Source organism: Vibrio tritonius (assembly GCF_001547935.1).
GTDB lineage: Bacteria > Pseudomonadota > Gammaproteobacteria > Enterobacterales > Vibrionaceae > Vibrio > Vibrio tritonius.
Map to the genome: position 1 here is coordinate 381,100 of NZ_AP014636.1, position 19,580 is coordinate 400,679.

At 46.7% G+C, this 19,580-nt stretch carries 17 protein-coding genes; 16 read left to right on the plus strand and 1 reads right to left on the minus strand.

Annotation, left to right across the window (positions count from 1 at the left end):
* The first annotated feature begins 41 nt into the window (after positions 1-41).
* From JCM16456_RS16890 to JCM16456_RS16930, 9 genes are all read left to right on the plus strand, one after another.
* Positions 42-1,667, plus strand: coding sequence for an ABC transporter substrate-binding protein (locus tag JCM16456_RS16890; protein ID WP_068716686.1), 1,626 nt, complete (start codon positions 42-44; stop codon positions 1,665-1,667).
* A gap of 65 nt (positions 1,668-1,732) precedes the next feature.
* The gene (locus tag JCM16456_RS16895; protein WP_068716688.1) at positions 1,733-2,692 is read left to right on the plus strand and encodes an ABC transporter permease; all 960 of its coding nucleotides are present in this window, start codon (positions 1,733-1,735) and stop codon (positions 2,690-2,692) included.
* Positions 2,689-3,534 (plus strand): ABC transporter permease, encoded by an 846-nt coding sequence (locus JCM16456_RS16900; protein ID WP_082712351.1) that lies wholly within the window; start codon positions 2,689-2,691, stop codon positions 3,532-3,534. The genes JCM16456_RS16895 and JCM16456_RS16900 overlap by 4 nt, the downstream gene beginning before the upstream one ends.
* A gap of 11 nt (positions 3,535-3,545) precedes the next feature.
* The gene (locus JCM16456_RS16905) at positions 3,546-5,459 is read left to right on the plus strand and encodes an ABC transporter ATP-binding protein (protein WP_082712352.1); all 1,914 of its coding nucleotides are present in this window, start codon (positions 3,546-3,548) and stop codon (positions 5,457-5,459) included.
* The gene (locus JCM16456_RS16910; protein WP_068716690.1) at positions 5,431-5,748 is read left to right on the plus strand and encodes a (2Fe-2S)-binding protein; all 318 of its coding nucleotides are present in this window, start codon (positions 5,431-5,433) and stop codon (positions 5,746-5,748) included. Before JCM16456_RS16905 ends, JCM16456_RS16910 begins: the two co-directional genes overlap by 29 nt.
* On the plus strand, positions 5,721-7,157 hold the full coding sequence (locus tag JCM16456_RS16915) for an FAD/NAD(P)-dependent oxidoreductase (RefSeq protein ID WP_068716692.1): 1,437 nt from the start codon (positions 5,721-5,723) through the stop codon (positions 7,155-7,157). Before JCM16456_RS16910 ends, JCM16456_RS16915 begins: the two co-directional genes overlap by 28 nt.
* Positions 7,154-8,302 carry an NAD(P)/FAD-dependent oxidoreductase gene (locus tag JCM16456_RS16920; protein WP_068716694.1) on the plus strand — a complete coding sequence of 383 codons (1,149 nt, stop codon included), beginning with the start codon at positions 7,154-7,156 and terminating at the stop codon, positions 8,300-8,302. The genes JCM16456_RS16915 and JCM16456_RS16920 overlap by 4 nt, the downstream gene beginning before the upstream one ends.
* Complete coding sequence (gene argE / locus JCM16456_RS16925) at positions 8,303-9,460, plus strand: acetylornithine deacetylase (RefSeq protein WP_068716696.1); 1,158 nt, start codon at positions 8,303-8,305, stop codon at positions 9,458-9,460.
* 37 nt (positions 9,461-9,497) lie between these two features.
* Positions 9,498-10,967: an NAD-dependent succinate-semialdehyde dehydrogenase gene (locus JCM16456_RS16930; RefSeq protein ID WP_068716698.1), complete on the plus strand. Its 1,470-nt coding sequence runs from the start codon at positions 9,498-9,500 to the stop codon at positions 10,965-10,967.
* A 94-nt stretch (positions 10,968-11,061) separates the two neighbouring features.
* Here the strand turns inward: JCM16456_RS16930 and JCM16456_RS16935 are convergent, their stop codons facing one another.
* Complete coding sequence (locus JCM16456_RS16935) at positions 11,062-11,988, minus strand: 2-hydroxyacid dehydrogenase (RefSeq protein WP_068716700.1); 927 nt, start codon at positions 11,986-11,988, stop codon at positions 11,062-11,064.
* 300 nt (positions 11,989-12,288) lie between these two features.
* Here JCM16456_RS16935 and JCM16456_RS16945 point away from each other — a divergent pair, with 300 nt between their 5' ends.
* The 7 genes from JCM16456_RS16945 to JCM16456_RS16975 all read left to right on the plus strand — a co-directional run bounded on the left by JCM16456_RS16945 (position 12,289) and on the right by JCM16456_RS16975 (position 19,573).
* On the plus strand, positions 12,289-13,590 hold the full coding sequence (locus tag JCM16456_RS16945; RefSeq protein WP_068716705.1) for an aspartate aminotransferase family protein: 1,302 nt from the start codon (positions 12,289-12,291) through the stop codon (positions 13,588-13,590).
* Between the two features lie 80 nt (positions 13,591-13,670).
* Positions 13,671-14,333, plus strand: a complete 663-nt coding sequence (locus JCM16456_RS16950; protein ID WP_068716707.1) for an HAD family hydrolase — start codon at positions 13,671-13,673, stop codon at positions 14,331-14,333.
* 135 nt (positions 14,334-14,468) lie between these two features.
* Positions 14,469-14,978 carry an Lrp/AsnC family transcriptional regulator gene (locus JCM16456_RS16955; protein ID WP_068716709.1) on the plus strand — a complete coding sequence of 170 codons (510 nt, stop codon included), beginning with the start codon at positions 14,469-14,471 and terminating at the stop codon, positions 14,976-14,978.
* A gap of 356 nt (positions 14,979-15,334) precedes the next feature.
* Entirely contained in the window at positions 15,335-16,099 is a 765-nt protein-coding gene (gene garL, locus JCM16456_RS16960; RefSeq protein ID WP_068716711.1) for a 2-dehydro-3-deoxyglucarate aldolase, read from the plus strand.
* 9 nt (positions 16,100-16,108) lie between these two features.
* The gene (gene garR, locus JCM16456_RS16965) at positions 16,109-16,993 is read left to right on the plus strand and encodes a 2-hydroxy-3-oxopropionate reductase (protein ID WP_068716713.1); all 885 of its coding nucleotides are present in this window, start codon (positions 16,109-16,111) and stop codon (positions 16,991-16,993) included.
* A 54-nt stretch (positions 16,994-17,047) separates the two neighbouring features.
* On the plus strand, positions 17,048-18,190 hold the full coding sequence (locus JCM16456_RS16970) for a glycerate kinase (protein WP_068716715.1): 1,143 nt from the start codon (positions 17,048-17,050) through the stop codon (positions 18,188-18,190).
* 30 nt (positions 18,191-18,220) lie between these two features.
* A complete protein-coding gene (locus JCM16456_RS16975) occupies positions 18,221-19,573 on the plus strand; it encodes a gluconate:H+ symporter (protein ID WP_068716716.1) in 1,353 nt (450 codons plus the stop codon).
* Positions 19,574-19,580 lie beyond the last annotated feature (7 nt).

The following is a 19,580-nucleotide window of genomic DNA, read 5'->3' on the forward strand; positions in this document are numbered from 1 at the left end:
ACGATTCCAAATTAACTTCAACAGCGTAAAGGATTTATATCATGGATGATAAAAAGTTGATTACAGGGCAAGAATGCATGGAGCAGTATGAACAGATGACCCAATCAGGGTGGACTAGACGTCGAATCCTGAAAACGCTTGGTGTCGCTGGCGTCTTTGCTGCCACATCAGGCTCACTGCTAAGTCCCGCTCGCGCATTAGCGGCTGGCGCAAGTGAGCCTGCCGTTGGCAAGCCTGGCGGAAAAATCCGTGTTGCTAGCCTTTCTTCTTCTACGGCAGATACGCTTGATCCGGCTAAGGGCGCCTTATCCACTGATTACACCCGTCAATATATGGTTTACAACGGGTTGACTAAGTTTGATGAACACTTAGTGCCACATTTGGAGTTAGCAGAAAGCATTGAAGACAAAGGCGCAACGACTTGGACAATTACGTTGCGTAAAGACGTTACTTTCCACAATGGGCAACCGTTAACCGCCAAAGACGTGGTGTTTTCATTAAACCGCCATAAAGACCCAGCGGTGGCCTCTAAAGTGATGGGGCTAGCTAAACAAATGACCTCTATCACCGCTACAGGCAAACATGAAGTCACTATTGTGTTAGACGGGCCGAATGCTGAATTGCCTTCAATCTTTGCTATTTCTCATATGTTGATTGTGCCTGATGGCACAACCGATTTTTCCAAAGGTATTGGTACTGGGCCATTTAAAGTGAAAAATTTTGTCCCAGGAATGAGTACTGTTGTAGTTAAAAATGAGAGCTACTGGAAACCGGGCTTACCTTATCTAGATGAAATTGAATTGTTTGCGATTCCAGATGAACCTTCGCGAGTCAATGCTCTGTTGGCTGGAGAGGTGCATGTCATCAACGAAGTGAACCCTCGTTCAACCAAACGCATCGAACAAAGCCAAGGGCATCACTATGTGAATGCGCCTTCTGGCAATTACACCAACTTGATCATTCGCCAAGATATCATGCCAGGTAAGAGCGCTGAATTTACCGAAGCGATGAAATTACTGCTTGATCGCGAGCAGGTGAAAAAATCCATTTTCCAAGATTTTGCCGTAGTAGGTAATGATACGCCGATTGCGCCAAGCGCTCGTTACTTTAACCAAGAATTACCGCAAACCACATTTGATCCAGATAAAGCTAAATCGTTATTGCAAAAGGCAGGTTTGGCAAACGCCAAAATTCCAGTAGTGGCGTCATCAGCTGCAACAGGTTCTGTGGATATGGCGGTTTTACTGCAACAATCAGCAGCAAAAGCCGGACTGAAAATCGATGTGCAAGTTAAGCCTGCCGATGGCTATTGGTCAAACCATTGGGCCAAGCATCCATTGAGCTTTGGCAACATTAACCCACGCCCAAATGCCGACATTATTTTTTCTCAATTTTTTGCGACTCATGCTTCTTGGAATGAATCTCATTGGGGAAATAGCCAGTTCGACAAGCTGCTGGTTGATGCTCGTAAAGAGACTGACGATGGTAAACGTAACGCAATGTACTGTGAAATGCAGACGCTAGTTCATGATCACTGTGGCATCGGTATTCCTGTGTTTATCAGTAACATCGATGGGGTGGATTCTCGCATCAAAGGCTACGGAACCAATCCATTAGGTGGATTTATGGGGTACATGTTTGCCGAAAAAGTATGGATGGATGCGTAATCGTCTGAGTGTCTAGTTCTGTGTGCTATTGAAAGATAGCACACCATTTATCGAGGGAGAGAGTCATGAACCAGATACTGTTCAAGCTAGTTATTCAACGCGTTCTTAGTGCTTTATTAACCCTTTTTTTGGTTTCAATTGTCGTGTTTGGTATCACCAATATTTTGCCTGGGGATGCTGCACAACAAATCTTGGGGCAATTCGCCATGCCAGAGCAAGTGGCGGCGCTACGTCAGTCGCTTGGGTTGGACGAACCTGCGCTAACGCGCTATCTGCATTGGCTTTTTCAGGTTGTTCAAGGAGATTTCGGCCAATCAATGACCAATAATATGCCGGTAAGTCAACTGATGTCAGGGCGACTCAGTAACACACTAATGCTGGCTGCGGTCACTTCGTTAGTTTCAGTTCCTTTTGCTCTCGCTTTGGGGATTGGCGCTGCAATCTTTCAAGGAGGGCGTATCGACCGTGCGTTAAACCTGTTTACTCTTGGATTAGTCGCTGTACCTGAGTTTTTAATTGCTACCATTGCGGTATTGATCTTTGCCGTAAAACTGCACTGGTTCTCTGCGCTGTCTTATGGCGGTGCTGGGGAAGGTTTAGCGGGCTTTTTGCGTGCGTATACCTTACCTGTTATGACGCTCTGCTTTGTTATTACTGCACAGATGGCACGAATGACAAGAGCGGCGATGGTCGATGAACTCAACACCGATTATGTTGAGATGGCAAGATTGAAAGGCCTATCCACGCTAAAAATTGCTTTTGTGCATGCTTTACCTAACACGATTGGACCCATTGCAAACGCCGTGGCATTGAGTCTCTCTTATTTATTTGGTGGCGTGGTTATCGTCGAAACCATATTTAATTTCCCGGGTATTGCAGGCTTGATGGTCGATGCCGTCACCAACCGAGATATTGCGCTGGTGCAGGCCTGTACCATGATTTTCTGTACGGGCTATCTTGGTTTAATTTTGATCGCCGATCTCTGTTCCATTCTATTTAATCCAAGATTGAGGAGTCGAGTATGAGCACAACTGCCGCCAACTCTCACACGTCCAATGTCTGGCCCGTAATAAAAAAATTACTGATGAGCTTTAGCTCAGTGTTGTGTCTTTTTTGGCTAGTGGTGGCGATATTTGGTCCATCCATGGCGCCACATAATGTTGGGCAGGTTGTTTCAGATCAGATATTTGGCCCAATAAGTTCTCAATTTCTTCTCGGCACCGATTATCTAGGTCGAGACAACTTAAGCCGCATTTTGGTAGCGACGCGTTACACCGTCGGTTTAGCGTTAGTTGCTTCAGTGCTCTCTTCGATGGTTGGCACGCTAATCGCGTTACTGGCCGTCATTTCTCCCAAATCCGTAGAAGTGGTGATCCTGCGCGTGATTGATGCGCTGATTTCCATTCCAAGCAAAATGATGGCGCTCGTTATTGTTGCAGGTTTTGGTAGTTCAGTTCCGTTGTTAATTATGACGGCTGTCTTAGGGTATGCCCCTGGAGCATTTCGCATCGCATACATTTTAGCGCTCAATCAAAATGAGATGGAATACGTCAAAGTCGCCATGATTCGTGGTGAAGGGCGTCTCTACATCGCTATTCGTGAAATTTTGCCCAACATTTTGAATCCAGTTCTCGCCGATTTTGGTTTGCGATTCGTATTTATTGTGCTGCTGTTGAGTGGACTTAGCTTTCTTGGTTTAGGCATTCAACCACCTAATGCGGACCTTGGCTCTCTGGTTCGGGAGAATATCGGTGGGTTGAGCCAAGGCGCGCCGGCTTTACTGGCTCCTGCTTGCGCTATCGGCTTGTTGACAGTGGGAGTGAACCTAGTGATTGACCGGATATCTCGTCAACGTAACGAACGCTAAGGAGTAGCAACATGGACCGTTTTCTTACCGTAAAAGATTTACGAATTAGCGTAAAACAAGAACAAAAAGAACAGATTATCGTCAATGATGTGAGTTTTACTCTCGATAAAGGCCAAGTGCTCGCCTTAATTGGCGAATCAGGCTCGGGTAAAACTACCATTGCACTATCACTGATGGGGTATGCCAAACCAGGCTGTTATATCAGCGGGGGGCAAGTGACGTTGGGCAACGACAGTGTACTGGATGCCGATGAAGCGACCCTTCGCCAATGGCGCGGTAACCGTGTTGCTTATATCGCACAAAGTGCGGCTGCGGCGTTTAACCCCAGTAAACGCTTGATGGATCAAGTCATCGAATCGGCACTACTGCATGGCATTGATACCAAGGTGAACCTGAAACGACGGGCGGTGGCTTTGTTTCGTGACTTAGCGTTACCCCATCCCGAAACCATTGGTCAGCGCTATCCCCACGAGGTTTCTGGTGGGCAGTTGCAACGAGTGATGGCGGCCATGGCTTTGATTGCTGAACCTGAGTTGGTGATATTGGATGAGCCAACAACTGCTCTCGATGTGACAACTCAAGTTGAGGTATTGCAAGTCTTTCGTCGAGTGGTCAAACAGCTTGGCGTGACCGCGGTGTATGTCTCTCATGACCTTGCCGTAGTAGCTCAAGTGGCGGATAAAATCGTAGTGCTAAATCATGGTGAAATTCGCGAGGATAATACGACAGACAGCATTCTTCATCATGCACAGGACCCATACACTCAAGAGCTTCTCGCTGCGGTCGCGCATGATGAGTTAAATTCGATTCAGACTACAAGTGGTCAGAATACAGAAAATCCATTACTGGTATTGCGAAAACTGGTGGCAGGTTATGGCCGTAAAAGCAGCCAAGGTATTCCGGATATCAAAGTGTTAGATGATATCAACTTAACCCTTTATCCAGGTCAGGCTGTTGGCATCATTGGTGAATCTGGGTCGGGCAAAACCACATTGGCGAAAGTGGTGGCAGGTTTGCTACCTCCAGCACTAGGTACAATGAAACTGGCTGGCCAAGACCTAAATGGTCCATTTTCTCTGCGTAGCAAAGAGCAGTGTCGTGAAATACAGCTGGTATTTCAAAGCGCAGATACGGCGCTTAATCCCAAACATACGATTCGTCAGCTGCTAGGCCGACCACTCAAAGCGTATTTTGGTATGAAACGGTCAGCTAGAGAGTCACGCATTAAAGAGTTGTTGGATCTGGTGAAATTGCCCCACGATTTGATTGATCGCAAGCCATCGGCACTGTCAGGTGGCCAAAAACAGCGCATCAACTTAGCTCGAGCGCTTGCTGCTGAACCTAAATTGATCATTTGTGATGAAGTGACTTCGGCATTAGATACCGTTGTCGGCGCAGCCATTCTTGAGCTGCTAAAAGAGTTAAAACAGAAGTTAAACGTCGCCTACCTCTTTATTAGTCATGATATTCATACGGTGAAATCGCTGTGTGAGAACGTAGTAGTGATGTACCAAGGACATCAGGTTCAAGTCGCGAAAACCGCACTATTGAGCACCGGGGTATTGCATCCTTATACCGCATTATTAATCGACTCGATTCCTCAGATGCGCCAAGCGTGGATTGAAGAACCAAGATTGGCAACGGAGCACTTGGCGACGCCTTCGTTTTATTCGGTTCCGGATCATCAAGAAACCTGTGCGTTTTTAGAACGCTGTCCTCATAAAATCAATGGGATCTGCGATCGCAATGCGCCGAGCATTCGTTCTGTCAAAGGGGGTGGGCAAGTACTTTGCCATCTCAAACCTGAGTTCTTGCCTTTGATGGAGGACCTTGAGCAAAAGCGATCGCCTAGTGGTTGGCAACGGACTGCCAGCATCAATGCAAAGGATGTTAATTATGAAAAATCGCTTTCAACGCTTAACTGAAACGGATCGAGAGCCGATCACGTTACGAATCGATGGTGTGCAAGTGTCAGCTTTAAGTGGTGATACCTTAATGGCAGTCATACTGACTCATCAAGACGCGTTGCGAACCAATGAGTTTGACCATGAACATCGTGCCGGTTTTTGCCTGATGGGCGCTTGTCAGGATTGTTGGGTGTGGACGCGTAAAGGAGAACGACTACGTTCTTGTTCAACGTATGTACAAGCCGATATGGATATTGTGACCAAGCAGCCGGAGGAAGTATGGAACGTCCACGAATTGTCATTATAGGTGCAGGCCCTGCTGGGATTCGCTGTGCGCAAACGCTGGTTGATGCTGGACTTTCTCCAATTGTGTTAGATGAACAACCTCAGTCTGGAGGGCAGATTTATAAGCGTCAACCGCCGGGCTTTAAACGTGACTATAACACGCTATATGGCACCGAGGCGTTAAAGGCTAAAGCACTTCATCGCTGCGCCGATACGCTGCAGGCGAAGATTGATTATTATCCCAATACCTCCGTGTGGGATGTACAAGATAAGGTGGTTTACGCGTATCAAGACGAAAAGCCTATCGAAATCCACTACGACTATTTAGTACTTTGCACTGGGGCAATTGATAGGGTTATTCCGATTGCTGGATGGCAACAAGCTGGGAGCTATACCTTAGGGGGAGCGCAAATCGCGCTAAAACACCAAGGTTTATCGATTGGCAAGCAAGTGGTGTTTATGGGAACTGGTCCACTGCTGTATTTAGTGGCTTACCAATATGTGAAGGCTGGGGCAAATGTCGAAGCTGTATTGGATACCTCGTCTTTCGCTGATCGTTTAAAAGGCCTACTGGGCTTAATGGCAAAACCTAAGGCGTTGCTTAGCGGTATGTACTTTATCGCCAAAATGAAAAAGCGTGGTGTGGTATTTAAAAATGCCATCAAACCTAAAACCATATTAGGTGACGAGCAAGGTGTTGCTGGAGTCGAAGTCGAGGATGCTGCGGGTAAAGTGTGGCATTTTGCTTGTGATGCGGTAGCAACAGGCTTTCATTTAAAACCGGAAACTCAATTGGCTGATCTTCTTGGATGTGAATTTATCTATGAACCGCTTAGCCAATTATGGCTCCCCAAAACCGACGAATGCGGACGAACCACGGTTGCTGGAGTTTATTGTGCCGGTGACGGTAGTGCTATTTTAGGGGCCGATGCTGCTGAGTGTGCCGGTAAACTGGCTGCGATGGCTTTGCTCACTGATGCCAAACAGCTTACTGAGAAGTTAAAGCAGCGTTTACCTAAACTGCAACATAAGATGACTCAACTGCGCCGTTTTGGCATGGGATTACAGAAAGCCTTTCCTTGGCCGGCCTATTTGCTCGATGAGATTGAGGATAATACGGTCATTTGTCGCTGCGAGATGATTTTGGCGAAAGAGATCCGAGACAGCGTGGTGCAAAAAGGCGCTGATGAAGTGAATCGCTCCAAGTCTTTCACCCGAGTGGGAATGGGGCGCTGTCAAGGGCGCTACTGCTCACATGTGAACGCTCAGTTGATTGCTAATGCAAGCCGTAATGGTCGTAGTCTTGAGGCAACATCAACAGGAGCTTTTGTTGGACGTCAACGCTCACAAGCTCCAGTCAAGCCTTTGCCTGTTAATGTCTATCTAAATGAACCTCTGGTTGTTGACAGAAAAGAAGAGGTGATCTTATGAGTCATAATTCGTTTGATGTCATCGTTATTGGTGGTGGCTTTATGGGCGCTGCCAGTGCCTTTTTCTTGGGCCAGAAAGGCAAAAAGGTCGGTTTGTTTGAGCAGGCAAAAATTGGTCAATACGCCAGCGGAGTCAACTTTGGCAATGTGCGTCGCCAAGGGCGTCATCTTGATCAACTGGACCTTTCCAATCGTGCTCGCCGCTTGTGGAGCGAGCTACCACAATTGATTGGCGATGATTTAGAATTTATCGCAAGTGGTCATATGCGTATTGCTTATGATGAGCGCACTTTAGCGCAATACGAAGCGTATGCCAAAGACCCTCGTGCAGCAGAGCTTAAACTGGAGATTTTAACCGGACAAGAGCTGCGTAAGCGTTTCCCCTATATTGGTCCAGACGTGCTGGTGGGGTCCTATGCGCCTTTAGATGGTCATGCCAATCCTAGGTTGGCCGCGCCTGCCTTTGCAAGAGCGGCAGCAAAAGCCGGTGTCACGGTCTATGAGCAAACCCAAATCAGTCAGGTGAAAAAGACCAAATCAGGGTTTGAAGTGCGAACACGAAACGGTGAGCACTACTATTGTGAACAACTGCTGATTACCGCCGGAGCTTGGGGAGAGCGATTGTCCAATCAATTTGGTGAGTCGGTACCGCTGTTTACCCGTGGGCCGCAAATGACGGTAACCGAGCCACTGCCTTATCGTTTTAAAACCGTCATCGGGGTTTCCTCGCCAAGTGAACCAGAGAATATCTATTTCCGTCAAATACCTAGAGGGAATATAATCATTGGCGGATGTCATCGCACTCTGCCTGATATGGACAGCCGTACCGCGCGTTTTGAGCCTCAGGCGATGATTTATCAGATGCAGCAACTTCACCGGATCGTCCCGACATTGGGTAATATTCATATCATCCGCAGCTGGAGTGGAATCGAAAGCTATCTGCCTGATTCATTGCCTATTATTGGCTCAAGTCACACGACGGAGGGTGTTTACTATGCCTTTGGTTTCTGTGGGCATGGGTTTCAACTTGGGCCCGCAGTTGGGGATGTGATGGCGGAACTTATCACGACGGGCAAAACGTCGACCTATATCGAACCTTTTGCCATCGACCGCTTTCTACCTCAACCAGCCAAGAGAATTGCTTAAATGAACAACGTCGAACTGCTGCAACAGCTCATCCGTTTTCCTACGGTTTCTTCCGAATCCAATCTGGATCTTATTCACTATATTGCTCAGTTATTGGAAGAAAAAGGCATTCAAGTGCAGGTGATTCAAGATCCGGTTCAGGCGAAAGCGGCTTTGTTTGCCACCGTGGGTGACCCGACGATTCCGGGAATTTTGCTGTCTGGGCATTCAGACGTGGTTCCGGTTGAAGGGCAGGCTTGGAGTGTTGATCCTTTCTCTGCCACCCTTGTGGAAGATAAGCTCTTTGGCCGCGGTGCATGTGATATGAAAGGGTTTATTGCAGTCGCGCTTAACCTGATGTTATCTCTAGCCGACAAGCCATTGGCGAGGCCGGTACATCTGGCGGTCAGTTTTGATGAAGAGCTTGGCTGTCTAGGAGTCAAAGATATGCTGTTACATTTGCAGCATCTAAAGGTTGAGCCGTTATTGTGCATTGTCGGAGAGCCCACCGAAATGAACATCGCATTGGGACATAAAGGAAAAGCGGCTTACCGCGTTCACTGCTGCGGTGAAGAAGCCCATTCGTCTCGAGCGCCGCTCTCGGTCAATGCGATTTATCTGGCCTGCGATTTCATCGCCAAGTTAAGAGAACTGCAGCAACAATTTAAAGTGCGTGGAGCAAGAGATGATGAGTACGACATTCCTTATTCGACGGTACACGTTGGTAAAATCGAGGGCGGTAAAGCCATCAATATTGTTCCTCAGTCCTGTCAGTTCGATTTTGAAATCCGTCACTTAGCTCAAGATGATCTGGATAAAGAGTTAACCACGCTTTTTAGTCAAGCTCAGCACATTGTCGAGGCCGTGCGTGCAGAGTTACCCGCTAGCCGAGCTGAGATTCAATTTGCCTGCATGAGCCGCTATCCCGGGTTAAATACCGATGCGAGTCACCATGCTATTCAGCGCCTTAAAAAATGGTCAGCAGATGACGCAAAATTTATTCGCGTTGCGTTTGGCACTGAGGGCGGGCTGTTTTCTCAGGCGCTTAACGCACCCGTTGTGGTGTGTGGCCCGGGGTCGATAGAACAAGCGCACAAGCCGGATGAGTTTGTCGCATTAAGCCAACTGCACGATTGTGAGCAGGTACTGACCCAATTTATTTACGATATTTGCCAATAATTTATTTATGATATTTGCCAATAACAGGGAGTAACACATGGCAGCGTCTTCATTTATTCAAGCTCTAAAGGATAAAACCTTACTTAGAGAGCTCGCTTATTATCAAGGAAAGTGGTTTGCGGCAGAGGATGGTGCCACCATTGATGTATTAAACCCAGCTAATGGCGAATGTATTGCAACTGTACCTGCGCTTACCCAAGCTCAAGTTCTCGATAGCATAGAATTTGCCCAGCAGAGTTGGCAGGCTTGGCGTCAAGTGCCTGCGGCTGAGCGCAGTGATATCTTGTATCGTTGGTATCAGTTGATGATGGAAAATCAGGATGATTTGGGCCTCATCATGACCATGGAGCAAGGGAAACCATTAGCAGAAGCGAAAGGCGAAATTGCGTATGCTGCGAGCTTTATCAAATGGTTCGCAGAGGAGGCACGTCGCATGCAAGGGCAAACCTTGATTGCTCCTGCGACGGATCGACGTTTAATGACGATCAAACAACCGATTGGCGTGTGTGCGGCCATTACGCCATGGAATTTCCCGGCGGCGATGATTACGCGCAAATGCGCTCCAGCCTTAGCGGCGGGTTGCCCGATTGTCGTTAAGCCAGCCGATTTAACACCACTTTCGGCATTGGCTTTGGCTGAGTTGGCAGAGCGCGCGGGTGTACCAGCAGGGATCTTCAATGTGTTAACGGGGGAGGCTGCGATGATCGGGGCGGTATTTACTCAACACGATGCGATTCGCAAAATCACCTTTACAGGGTCTACTCGAGTTGGACGCCTTTTGATGGAACAAAGTGCATCGACCATCAAACGCCTGAGTTTAGAACTCGGCGGTAATGCGCCCTTTATTGTCTTTGAGGATGCGGATTTAGATGCCGCTGTGGCTGGGCTAATGCTGAGCAAATTTCGTAACGCTGGGCAAACGTGTGTGTGTGCTAACCGCATCTATGTGCACGATAAGATCTATGACGAATTTGCAGCCAAATTGAAAGAAAAAGTCGACCAATTGGTGGTGGGAGATGGGATGCAAGCGGGCGTGACCATAGGTCCTATGATCAATGCCGCCGCCGTTAATAAGGTCAAACGTCATGTTGAAGATGGCTTAGCCAAAGGGGCAACACTGTATGCTGGTGTCATTCCTGACGAGAACAGCCCATTTGTGCAACCTGTTATTCTTACCGATGTCCGTTCTGATGCTCTCGTTTGTGAAGAAGAGACCTTTGGGCCGCTTGCTCCACTAATTCGTTTTCATGACGAAGCTGACGTACTTACTCTTGCCAATCAAACACCATACGGATTGGGTGCTTATTATTATACGCGGGATATGTCTCGAGCTTGGCGAGTGGGAGAAGCGTTGGAATTTGGAATGGTGGGGCAAAATACCGGTGTTATCTCAATGGATATCGCCCCGTTTGGTGGCGTTAAGCAATCTGGATTGGGCAGGGAGGGCTCTCAGCTCGGTTTAGATGAGTATCTCGAAGTGAAAGCATGGCATATGGGCGGAATTTAGTCTTTGACCAAATTGCAAAAACCAGCGATATCTGTCGCTGGTTTTTTGTATTAAGGAAAAATCTATTGCTTGTGGCACTAGGATTGGTATCGCTTTAGTAGCCCTTATTGACATCCACAACACCTAACAGTGGCAATCCCTTTTGCCAACGTTCAATGTTCTCTTTGAGAGAGATAAAACCAGCCTCTGGACGTGTAATACCAGCAATGTGCGGAGTGAGTTGCACTTTAGGATGCGACCAGAAAGCATGTTGCTCAGGAAGGGGCTCAACACAAGCCACATCGAGCAGGGCGTAGCCGAGTTGTTCGCTGTTTAATGCCTCAATAAGATCTTCTTCATTGACATGTTCGCCACGGCCCATATTGATAAGCGATGCGCCTTGTGGCAAGGCTTTAAAGATATCTTGGTTTAAAATACCTTTGGTTTCTGCAGTGAGAGGCAGCAAGCAAATCAGCACATCTAAGTCACTTAAAAAAGTGCTTAACTCTTTTGCACCAGCAAAGCTGTCCACACCTTCAATGTCGTGCTGACTGCGAGCCCAGCCTTTACAGTTAAAGTGGAACTGTTGCAGTCCACGTAGAACGGCTTTCCCTTGTTGTCCTAGCCCCATCACACCGACATTAAATTGGTTCGCGGGTTTGCAATACCACGGCTTCCAGAGATGATTGCGCTGCTGAGCAGTAAACAGAGGTAGGCCGCGATAGATATTCAATACCCCCATGCAAGCGTACTCAGTAAGCTGCTGCTCCAAATCGGTATTGATCATTCTGACCAGAGTAACGTTCTGGGGTACATACTCAGTTGGGATTTGATCCACCCCAGCAGAAACCGTAAAAATCACTTCCAAATTAGGAAGTTGAGCAAGTAATTCTGGCTTAAGCTGCCATACCACCAGCGCGGTAATCTCGTTTAAATCGCCATGTTCAGGCCAAAGGCGAAATTCAATGTCGGGAAATGCCTGTTTAATTTGCTGCTGCCAATGTGCGCCACGTTTCGGTTCAGAGTGATAAAGAATAACCATTTTAGTCCCTTAAAAATGTCAGTGGGATCAGTGTGCCATAAATTGCAGTTTGATAGTGCTGAAATTTGCTGACAAGACGGCAGATTCTGGCACCAAAAAAGAGCTCACAGCATAGAGTGCGGTGACAACGGATTGTGCTGTTTGCTGTTGTAAAAAGAGTTGAATGTGGAGATTCGCTGGTTGAATTAAGCAATGCACACTGACGAAAAATGGTAGCGTTTTAAATAGAGAAAGTAGGGGTAAAACCGCAGTGTTATGTCCTGAGTCTTTCAATTAAAACCAATTCAAGGAGTAGAAGTGATGGAAAGTGAGTCTCGCAGTGACAACGTATTAGCACGCAAACAGCAGCAAGTTCCTCGTGGGTTAGTGAACGCCCATCCCGTGGCTATCGCGAAGGCATTAGGCACGGAATTATGGGATGTGGATGGCAAACGTTATCTCGATTTTGTTGGCGGCATTGGGGTGTTGAATGTCGGCCATTCTCATCCCGCGGTCACTAATGCAGTCATTGAGCAACTGGACAAAGTGGCTCACCCTTGCGCTCAAGTTGTCGTCTACGAACCTTATCTTGACGTCGCAGAATCGCTTAATCGCTTGGTTGGTAAAGGTGAAGCATACAAAACCGTGTTGCTCTCATCGGGTGCTGAAGCGGTAGAAAATGCGGTGAAAATCGCGCGCGGTTACACCAATCGACCAGCGGTCATCTCTTTTCGTGGTGGTTTTCATGGACGGACATTATTGGGAAGTACACTGACCGGTATGAGTGCCCCTTATAAGCAAAATTTCGGACCACTAGCGGCAGAAGTCTACCATACCGTTTACCCTAATGCGTTTCGTGGTATTACGACTCAAGATGCATTGAATGCTCTCAATGAACTGTTTTTAACGGATGTGACGCCAGATAGAGTGGCTGCGATTGTGATTGAGTCTGTGCAAGGGGACGGTGGTTTCCTCGCTGCCCCAACCGAGTTTATGCAAGCACTGCGTAAGATCACTGAAGATAACGGCATCGTATTAATTTGTGATGAGATTCAAGCAGGATTCGGTCGAACCGGTAAGATGTTTGGATTTGAGCACAGCGGTATTCAACCTGATCTTGTGACGACGGCGAAAAGCTTAGCTGGTGGCTTACCACTTTCTGCGGTTGTCGGTAAAGCTCATATCATGGATGGCCCTTTGCCTGGTGGTTTGGGTGGTACTTATGGGGGGAATGCGCTCGCCTGCGCAGCAGCATCTGCTGTGATAAAACTCTTTGAAGAAGAGGATCTTTTAGCTCTAGCCAGTCGCAATGGCCATTTCTTTAAAGAGGGGCTGGAAAGCATCGCCAAAAAATACCAAGAAATTGCTGATGTGCGCGGTGTGGGATTTATGCTGGCGATGGAACTTGTCTCTGATGAGCAAAATCTGACACCCGATGCAGAGTTAACACAGAGATTAATCGATGCGTGTCGTGAGGAGGGCATGTTGGTAATAAAATGTGGTACTTACCGCAATGCCATTCGTTTCCTGCCACCGATTAATACCCCGGAAGAACAACTTACCGAAGCATTAACCATGTTAGATAAAGCTTGTGAGAAAGTACTTTCTCACCGCGCATGTTGAGTGTAAAGCACGTAAGTTTCGCTCAGTAACAGTGCATGGATGCACTTTAAATGAACAAAGTGGCATAAGGAAATTGGCTTATGAGTGACAGACAGATTCAGCTAGTGATCCTCGATTGTGATGGTGTTCTCATTAATCATCATCAAGGATTTTTGCTCAACTTATATAAACTGCGGCAGGATATGCCGCAGGATATTTTGAGCCAGCAAAAGGCAATCAATCATTACGACGAACGTTATGTTCACTACCTCCGGCAATTGCCAGAGTTGGGCTTTTGTGCCATTCAGTGCTTCTGTTTTGCCGATGTTTTGACGCATTTTGGTTTGCAAGCCCAGTGGCGGGAAATGTTGCATTTTGCTCGCTCAATAGGGAAGTGGCCCACATTTGAAGACGCATTTGGCGCTCTGCACTATCTAAAAAAGTTTTATCGGGTGATGGTGCGTTGCGATCGGGAAAAAGAGGACGTGGAATACCTCAAGCAAAAATTTCAGCTTAGCCCCAATGACATTTTATTACGCGATTCTGAGCCTGATCAGATACAGCGACACTTGCGTTCACTGGGTTTAACGGATGATCAAGCGGTTGTGGTGACTAACCCCATTAATGCTCAAACCTTAACCTTTCCGCACGTGCGTGTATTGTCTCGTGCTGGCTCTAGTACTAAAGAGAGTTTAGCTACTTTGATTTTTGAACATCAAGAAAATCTGCGAGGAAATGGCATCAAATATGCTTTAACCGATTGATACCTAAATTAACGTCGGCGAATTTGATGCAGTAGTATGATGGCTCTTGGGTAGTAGGCAGAAAGGTATTCTCGCAAGCAAAAGTTCATCATCAATCAGTTCAGCTTGATGTCACTGTGCACAAAGGAGTGACCTATGGCAACGGATTTTCGGTTAGATCGCATAGATATCAATATTCTGACTCAGTTACAAAAAAATGGCCGTATGACCAACGTGAAGTTGGCAGATGCTGTAGGGCTTTCTGCTAGCCCGTGTTTGCAACGGGTTAAGCGATTGGAACAAGCCGGTTTTATCAAAGATTACAAAGCCTTTCTTAATATTGCCAAGATTACTGAATACATTACCGTGTATACCGAAGTGTATCTCAATGGGCACAAACGCGAGGATTTCATTAAGTTTGAAAACTACCTCAAACAGATAGATGAAATTATGGAGTGCCATCTCATCAGTGGCGGATACGACTATTTAGTTCGTTTTGTCACTCGTAATATTGCTCATTACCAAGAAGTGATCGAGAGTATGGTGGATAGTAATATTGGTATCTCTAAGTACTTCAGTTATATCGTGATTAAGTCACCAGTAATGAAAGAAGATATGCCTCTTAAAAAGCTGCTTGCTCACGCCCCACAACCTCTTACCGTGTAAATTCCACCTCATCGCACCCAAATAACGTCAAGGGCGAAGCTAGCTTCGCTGCCTTGAGGTTGTTTGGGTATTATTTGATGTGACTGCACATCAGTATTGGTAGCTCGGCAACCTTTTCTTACGAGTGTGTTTTGTTCACCCGTACAAATTCTCCCTTTTAGCGATTTAATTTACCCTCCTTATTTTGTGAATTAGCACACATTTACATGGGTTTTAACGACTTGGATCACGTACCAATTGTGCATATGCACAGCGACGATTAAAAAAACAGCATTGAGATTTGTAGTGCTGCCTAATGTGCTGGGTGGTCCGAGGTGGTTTAATTTCTCCATCGTAATCGACTATCAAGGTGCGTCATGAAAAACATATTTCCTAATCAAGCAAGACAGAAACTGAAAAACGGTGAACGAATGATCGGCTGCTGGGCAGCGATGACCAACCCTTTGACGACAGAGCTATTAGGTCAAGTCGGATTTGATTGGCTGTTGATTGATAGTGAACATGCGCCGAATGATATCAACTCCCTTATCCATCAGTTGATGGCATTAAAAGACAGCGATTCAGCACCGTTTGTTCGCCCAACTTGTAACGATAAAGTTGAAATTAAACGTCTGCTTGATATCGGTTTTTATAATTTCCTCATTCCTTTCGTTTGCACGAAAGAAGAAGCAGAAAATGCGGTGAGCTACACACGCTATCCATCAGCAGGCGTGCGTGGTGTGAGTGTAGCGCACCGCTCCAATAACTGGGGATTCCAGTCTGACTACCAACAAAAAATCAACGACAACATCTCTATCGTTGTTCAAATCGAAGATCGCTCAGCTTTAGATAACGTAGAGCAAATTCTGGCTGTAGAGGGAATCGATGCTGTATTTGTTGGCCCTTCAGATTTGGCAGCGTCTCTAGGTCATCTAGGTAATGCTGCTCACCCAGAAGTATTCGACAGCATTTGCCACGTTATTGAAGCAGCTAAAAAAGCAGGCAAAAGCTGCGGCATCCTTGCTCCAAAACAAGAAGATGCGAACCGTTACCTTGAACTCGGCGCGAACTTCGTCGCAGTCGGTAGCGATATCGGTATCTTCAAGTCAGCCGCTGTTCAACTCAAAGAGAAGTTCCTATAAGGAGGATTCATGAAAATCGCATTTATTGGCCTGGGTATCATGGGCAAACCTATGGCTAAAAACCTACTTAAAGCAGGTCACGAACTGACAGTATTTGATAACAATGCAGACGCTATCAATGAGCTAGTAGAAGCGGGCGCAACCGGCTCAGAATCATCAAAAGATGCCGCGAAAGGTAACGAAGTGATCGTTACAATGCTGCCAAACTCTCCTCACGTAAAAGCAGCGTTGCTTGGTGAAGGCGGTGCAGTAGAAGGTGCAGAAAAAGGCGCTACCGTTATCGACATGAGTTCTATTGCTCCTTTAGCCAGCCGTGAAATCTCCTATGAATTGGCAAAATTTGGCGTTAACTACCTTGATTCCCCAGTGTCTGGTGGTGAACCAAAAGCGGTCGACGGTACTCTGGCTGTGATGGTTGGTGGCGACAAAGCGCTGTTTGATAAATACCAATCAGTGATCGGTGCTATGGCTTCCTCTGTGACTTATGTCGGCGAAGTAGGTGCTGGTAACGTCACTAAATTGGCTAACCAAGTGATTGTTGCATTGAACATTGCAGCAATGAGCGAAGCATTAACACTGGCTAAAAAAGCAGGTGTTGACCCTCGTAGTGTTTACCAAGCTATCCGTGGTGGTTTGGCTGGCTCTACTGTATTAGATGCGAAAGCACCTATGGTTTTTGAACGCAATTTCGAACCTGGTTTCCGTATTGACCTGCACATCAAAGATTTAACCAATGCAATGGACACTTCTCATGGTGTTGGTTCTCAACTTCCATTGACCAGTCAAGTATTGGAAATGATGTATAGCCTACGTGAAGACGGCCACGGTGGTTGTGACCATGATGCATTGGCTCTCTACTACGAAAAAATGACTAACACAAAAATTGCTGACTAATTGGCCTTTGTGGTGGCTGCTTTTGCAGCCACTACCTCTCATAAAGGACGACGTATGAAAATTGTTATTGCGCCCGACTCTTACAAAGAGAGCATGTCTGCTGAGCATGTTGCGCAGCACATTGAAAGTGGCTTTAGACACGTATTTCCTACCGCTGAATATGTTCGAGTACCGATGGCCGATGGTGGTGAAGGGTCACTCGATGCAATCAAAGCATCTCTTCAAGGTCAAGAAATTACTTTAACCGTAAAAGATGCCTATTTTAACGACCGTAGTGCCAGCTATTTCCTTGAAGCCGATGGGAAAACTGCGCTAATCGAAATCGCCAAGATATGTGGTATTGAACACACCACTGCAGAGCAGCGTGCACCGGGTAACGCAACCACTTACGGTGTGGGGCAAACGATCGTAGATGCACTCAATAAAGGGGTGAACCACATTGTGCTCTTCATCGGTGGCAGTGCCACAAATGACGCCGGTGCGGGTATGGTTCAAGCGTTAGGTGCCCACCTACTAAACCAACAACATCAAGAATTGCCGGTCGGCTGTTTAGCCCTAGCGGACTTGGCACATATTGATTTGAGCGGTTTCGATCCTCGAGTGGCGAAGGTTTCATTTGAAGTCGCCTGTGATGTGGATAACCAACTTTTAGGCCCTTTGGGGGCAACCTATATTTTTGGTCCACAAAAAGGCGTGCAACCGGAACAGTTGGAACAGTTTGATAGCTGTTTAGCTCAATTTGCTCACGTAATTGCACAAGATCTTAATCAAGATGCGAAGAGCATTCGTGGTGGTGGCGCTGCTGGTGGTTTGGGTGCTGGATTAGCGGTGTTTTGCCAAGCAGAACTGCGCAATGGGTTCGATATCATCAGTGATTTAGTCGAACTTCGTGCTCAAATCAAAGATGCCGACCTGGTGTTAACTGGGGAAGGGCGGATTGATAGCCAGAGTGCTCATGGCAAAGTGCCATGTGGTGTTGGTAACTTGGCGTTTGAGTACAGTGTTCCTGTGATAGGCATCGCCGGCAGTGTCTCTCATGAGCTTGATGAAGTATACCAGCAAGGCGTTAACGCGGTCTTTTCGGTTTTAAATAAGCCGATGACGCTGGCAGAAGCATTTAAAACATGCGAAGAAAACATAATTAATACAAGTAAAAATATAGCGTTAGTAATTAAAAGCGCAGCTCTAGTGAAGTAATAACCCCTATAACTAACGTGGAACAGTATTATGTCAGATATGTATCTTATCTGGACCGCTGTCGGTTCAATACTACTTTTACTCTTTTTAGTAATGAAAGCGCGTTTACATGCTGTCATTGCTTTGATCTTAGTTTCGATGGTGGCAGGGATTGCGACCGGTATGTCTCCTGCAGACATCAACAAAACCATTCAACAAGGTATGGCGGGAACTCTAGGTTTTATCGCCGTGGTTGTTTCCCTTGGTTCAATGTTCGGTAAAGTGATGGAGCAAACCGGAGCGTTGGATGTGATTGGCCAAACTCTTGTGCGCAAAGTCGGTGCTAAATATACCCCATGGGCGGTCGGCCTAACCGGGTTAATTTGTGCTTTACCTTTGTTCTTTGATGTGGCCGTGGTACTGCTGATTGGGTTGGTTTTTGCTACCGCTCGCCGTGGTGGTGGTACTGTCACAGCAAATGGTTGTGCACTGCTAGCCGGGATTGCTTCATGCCAAGCGTATTTGATTCCAACGGCGGGGCCTATTTTGGTAGCTTCCCAACTGGGTGCTGATTTTGGTTACGTGATTCCTTTTGGCATCTTAGCTGCGGTTCCTGCCATGATTCTTGGTGGCCCTGTTTACGGCAACTGGATTGCAAAACGTGTACAGATGCCACTACCAGAATTGAAAGGTAAAGAGTGTGCTGGTGAATGCGCATCAGATCAGCCACTGCCTCCGACCTTTGGTTTGGCATTGGGGTTGATTTTGCTGCCACTTATCATGATTGGCGTGAAATCCATTGCGCTACATATTATCGATAAAAGCTCAGTATGGTATTCGTGGTTTGAGTTTATCGGACACCCATTTACCGCCATCTTGGTCGCTTGTTTTATGGCCTTCTACATGCTGGGGATTCGCCGCGGATTGTCTAAACAAGATGTGATGGATATCTGTAGTTCAGCATTGCAACCAGCAGGCGTGATTATCCTTGTAACAGGTGCTGGTGGCGTCTTTAAACAAGTGTTAGTGGACTCTGGTGTGGGTCATGCCGTTGGCGCGTTTCTATCACAATATGACCTATCCGTTGTTGTGCTCGCATTTCTCTTCGCAGGATTTGTGCGTGTTATTCAAGGTTCAGCCACGGTCGCTATGTTAACCGCAGTCGGCTTGATTCAACCTATGTTAGAACCACTGCACCTTAGTGGCGCAGAGCTAGCGGTCGTTACCATCGCAATCGGTGGTGGTGCAAAACTCCTATCTCACGTAAATGACTCAGGTTTCTGGCTTGCTAACCGTTACCTCAACTTAACCGAAAAACAGACGCTGCAGACGTGGACCGTGACAGACACCATTGTGGGCTTCACTGGGTTCTTTGTGGCATTGATTATTTACTCTCTGATTTAAAACGAAT

Coding starts and splice junctions, on each gene's coding strand:
- JCM16456_RS16890 (WP_068716686.1), top strand. CDS start 42: ATGGATGATAAAAAGTTGATTACAGGGCAAGAATGCATGGAGCAGTAT.
- JCM16456_RS16895 (WP_068716688.1), top strand. CDS start 1,733: ATGAACCAGATACTGTTCAAGCTAGTTATTCAACGCGTTCTTAGTGCT.
- JCM16456_RS16900 (WP_082712351.1), top strand. CDS start 2,689: ATGAGCACAACTGCCGCCAACTCTCACACGTCCAATGTCTGGCCCGTA.
- JCM16456_RS16905 (WP_082712352.1), top strand. CDS start 3,546: ATGGACCGTTTTCTTACCGTAAAAGATTTACGAATTAGCGTAAAACAA.
- JCM16456_RS16910 (WP_068716690.1), top strand. CDS start 5,431: ATGAAAAATCGCTTTCAACGCTTAACTGAAACGGATCGAGAGCCGATC.
- JCM16456_RS16915 (WP_068716692.1), top strand. CDS start 5,721: ATGGAACGTCCACGAATTGTCATTATAGGTGCAGGCCCTGCTGGGATT.
- JCM16456_RS16920 (WP_068716694.1), top strand. CDS start 7,154: ATGAGTCATAATTCGTTTGATGTCATCGTTATTGGTGGTGGCTTTATG.
- argE (WP_068716696.1), top strand. CDS start 8,303: ATGAACAACGTCGAACTGCTGCAACAGCTCATCCGTTTTCCTACGGTT.
- JCM16456_RS16930 (WP_068716698.1), top strand. CDS start 9,498: ATGGCAGCGTCTTCATTTATTCAAGCTCTAAAGGATAAAACCTTACTT.
- JCM16456_RS16935 (WP_068716700.1), bottom strand. CDS start 11,988: ATGGTTATTCTTTATCACTCTGAACCGAAACGTGGCGCACATTGGCAG.
- JCM16456_RS16945 (WP_068716705.1), top strand. CDS start 12,289: ATGGAAAGTGAGTCTCGCAGTGACAACGTATTAGCACGCAAACAGCAG.
- JCM16456_RS16950 (WP_068716707.1), top strand. CDS start 13,671: ATGAGTGACAGACAGATTCAGCTAGTGATCCTCGATTGTGATGGTGTT.
- JCM16456_RS16955 (WP_068716709.1), top strand. CDS start 14,469: ATGGCAACGGATTTTCGGTTAGATCGCATAGATATCAATATTCTGACT.
- garL (WP_068716711.1), top strand. CDS start 15,335: ATGAAAAACATATTTCCTAATCAAGCAAGACAGAAACTGAAAAACGGT.
- garR (WP_068716713.1), top strand. CDS start 16,109: ATGAAAATCGCATTTATTGGCCTGGGTATCATGGGCAAACCTATGGCT.
- JCM16456_RS16970 (WP_068716715.1), top strand. CDS start 17,048: ATGAAAATTGTTATTGCGCCCGACTCTTACAAAGAGAGCATGTCTGCT.
- JCM16456_RS16975 (WP_068716716.1), top strand. CDS start 18,221: ATGTCAGATATGTATCTTATCTGGACCGCTGTCGGTTCAATACTACTT.